This window comes from Phenylobacterium sp., assembly GCF_030654915.1.
Lineage (GTDB): Bacteria > Pseudomonadota > Alphaproteobacteria > Caulobacterales > Caulobacteraceae > Phenylobacterium.
In genome coordinates, this window is sequence record NZ_JAURWM010000118.1 from 1 (window position 1) to 2826 (window position 2826).

At 64.6% G+C, this 2826-nt stretch carries 3 protein-coding genes; all 3 read left to right on the plus strand.

All coding sequences use genetic code 11. The features are described 5' to 3' along the window. The coding region (locus Q7T84_RS06175; protein ID WP_304806875.1) for an SDR family NAD(P)-dependent oxidoreductase at positions 1–451 on the plus strand (451 nt) is incomplete at its 5' end. Positions 452–655: 204 nt separating this feature from the next. After that, on the plus strand, positions 656–1357 hold the full coding sequence (locus tag Q7T84_RS06180; RefSeq protein WP_304806876.1) for a TorF family putative porin: 702 nt from the start codon (positions 656–658) through the stop codon (positions 1355–1357). Positions 1358–1703: 346 nt separating this feature from the next. Next, on the plus strand, positions 1704–2826 hold a 1123-nt coding region (locus Q7T84_RS06185; protein WP_304806877.1), incomplete at its 3' end, for a polysaccharide biosynthesis protein.

Here is a 2826-nt window from a genome sequence, read left to right on the forward strand (position 1 = left end):
CAGCGTCAATGTGGTGGGCGCGTTCCAGAGGGTTCGCGCCGCGCGCGCCTTGCTCGAGTCCGCGCCGCGCCCCGGCGCCGTGGTCAACACCTCCTCGATCGCCGGCGTCGCCGGTATCGGGTCTTCGGTGCCCTATGCCGCCTCCAAGGGCGCCATGAACACCATGACCCTTTCCCTCGCTCGGGCCCTGGCACCCAAGATCCGCGTAAATGCGATCTGCCCCGGTTTCATCGACACCCCCTGGTTCGGAAAGGGCGTCGGCCCCGAACGCGCCCAGAAAATGCGCGAAGGCACGGCCGCTTCGACCCCGTTGAAAGCCGCCTCCACCGCCGAAGACGTCGCCGGGGCGGCCGTATTCCTGGCCTCAACAGCTTCGAGACATGTCACCGGGGAGACCTTGCTGGTCGACGCCGGAACCCACCTGGGCTACGCGCCGCTTTCCATGCGCTAGTCAGCACGGCGCAACCGCGACCTGAAAGCCACACCTTAAAGCCCAAAATATTGGCGCCGGGTTTTGTTAACGCTCAAAAAAAGAACACCGAATAGGTAGCGCCCCTCATCGGCTCCACCCGCGTTGATCTGGCGCTCGCCCGCATGGCGATCTCCTTACTCACGACGGGCCGCGAGCTCGGTCGAATAAGGGGATAATAACGCAATGAACGTTTTCAAAACCACGCTTCTCGCCGCTTCGGCGACCATCGCCATGGGCGGCGTCGCCATGGCCCAAGAGTCGACCTCGCCGTTCGACTTCTCTTTCAACGCCGGCGCCGCCAGCGACTACGTGTTCCGCGGCGTGAGCCAAACCGACGAGAACCCGCAAGTGTTCGCCGGCGTCGACACCACCCTGTGGGGCGTGGGCTACGCCGGCGCCTGGGTGTCGAACGTCGATTTCAACAACGGCACCGACGCTGAGTATGACCTGTATGTCGGCGTCAAGCCGAAGGTTGGCCCGTTCAACCTGGATCTGGGCGTCGTCTACTACGGTTACATCAACACCCCGTCGGGCGCGCCCGACCAGGACTACGTTGAGTTCAAGGCCACCGGCTCGGCCCCGGTTGGAACCGGCACCGTCGGCGCCGCCGTCTACTACTCGGACGACTTCTTCGGTGAGACCGGCCCGGCCACCTATGTCGAGCTGAACGCCTCGGCCCCGATCGCCGAGAAGTTCACCGTCTCGGGCGCCCTCGGCTACCAGGACGTCGACTATGACGGCGACTACACCACCTGGAACCTGGGCGTCAGCTACGCCCTGAACGACATCGTCGGGTTCGACCTGCGCTACCACGACACCGACGCTCACGAGTTCGGCAAGCTCTATGACAGCCGCGTCGTTGTGTCCGTCAAAGCGGTCTTCTAAGCGCCTTCAAAGTCTGACATGCGGAGCCGCCCCGGTGACGGGGCGGCTCTTCTGTTATGTGCTCTTGGCGCCATTTTCGTGAACAAATGGATCCAGGAGAAAAAAACGACGTTCGCGCGTGGAGCGAAATCCTCGCAGCCGAGTTTCATTGGACGGTCGCGTCTACGCGTCTATGTTGCAACTTCAGACGACCAGCGGAGCGCGATTCATGGAGCAAATGGCCAATCGGGCTCAAACCATTGCCGCTGATGCTCTGATTGCCGCCGGTGCTTTCTTTCTCGCCTACCTGCTTTCGTCGGGACAGTTCCTCGACGAAGCCGTTCCGATGTTGCCAACACTGGAGCTGTTGCAGCTCATCGGAATCTACACCGCCCTAGCAGCGCTGTTTTCCACGATCTTCCGCCGTGAGCTCTCGCCCTGGCGCTACGTCTCGATCCCCGACGCCATGGTCTTGGCCCGCACGGCCTTCCTGACCGGCGGCGTCTTCCTCCTGATCATTTTCGTGCTGACGCGCGCCGAGGGCCTTCCGCGGTCGGCGCTCGCCATGGCCGTGGTCTTCCAGATGGTCGGCTCCATGGGCGCGCGGATCGCCCGCCGCACCTTGCATGAGCACGCCCTGGACAGCTTCGCGCCCCTCAAGACGATCCGGGACCGCGCCCCGCAGGCGCCGGCCCTGCTGCTGATCGGCCCTCCCTCGCTCGCCGATTCCTATCTGCGCGACGTCGCACGCCGCCACGACCAGGCCTGGACTCCGATCGGCATCGTCGGGCCCGACGCCCGTGACGTCGGCCAACAGGTCCGCGGCGTCTGCGTCATCGAATCTTTGGAGAACCTCCAGGAGGCGCTGACGGACTTGCGCCGGTGGAACCGCTACCCGCGCGCGGTGCTGTTCCTGGACGAGCCGGGCCACCTGAAGGGCCTGACCGCCGATCACCTCGGACAGCTCAAGAACGACGGCATCCGACTTCTGCGCCTGCCCTCGATCGTGGAGTTCGCACACAAGGACGGCATGTCGCTGTTGCCGATGCGCGAGATCAGCGTCGAGGAATTGCTGGCTCGCGATCCGATCGAGCTCGACCGCCTGGCGGTCGGCGCCCTGATCCGCGGTCGCCGCATCCTGATCACCGGGGCTGGCGGCTCCATTGGCTCCGAGCTCGCCCGTCAGGTCGCCACCTTCCAGGCCGGTCACATCACCCTGATGGACTTCTCCGAGACCTCGCTCTTCGAGATCGATCGCGAGATGGCCGAAACCTTCCCAGGCCTGTCACGCAGCGCCGTGCTCTGCGACGTGCGCAAGTCGAACCGCCTGCAGGCCGCCTTCACCGCAGAAAAGCCCGACCTCGTCTTCCACGCCGCGGCGCTGAAACATGTCTCGATGGTCGAACGTCATCCCTGCGAGGGCGTGCTGACCAATGTGGTCGGAACCTGGAACGTGACCGAGGCCGCCAAGGCCTGCGGCGCGGCCCAGA

Excerpts from the sequence above, each read along its gene's own strand:
- Q7T84_RS06180 (WP_304806876.1), top strand. The coding sequence starts at position 656 with ATGAACGTTTTCAAAACCACGCTTCTCGCCGCTTCGGCGACCATCGCC.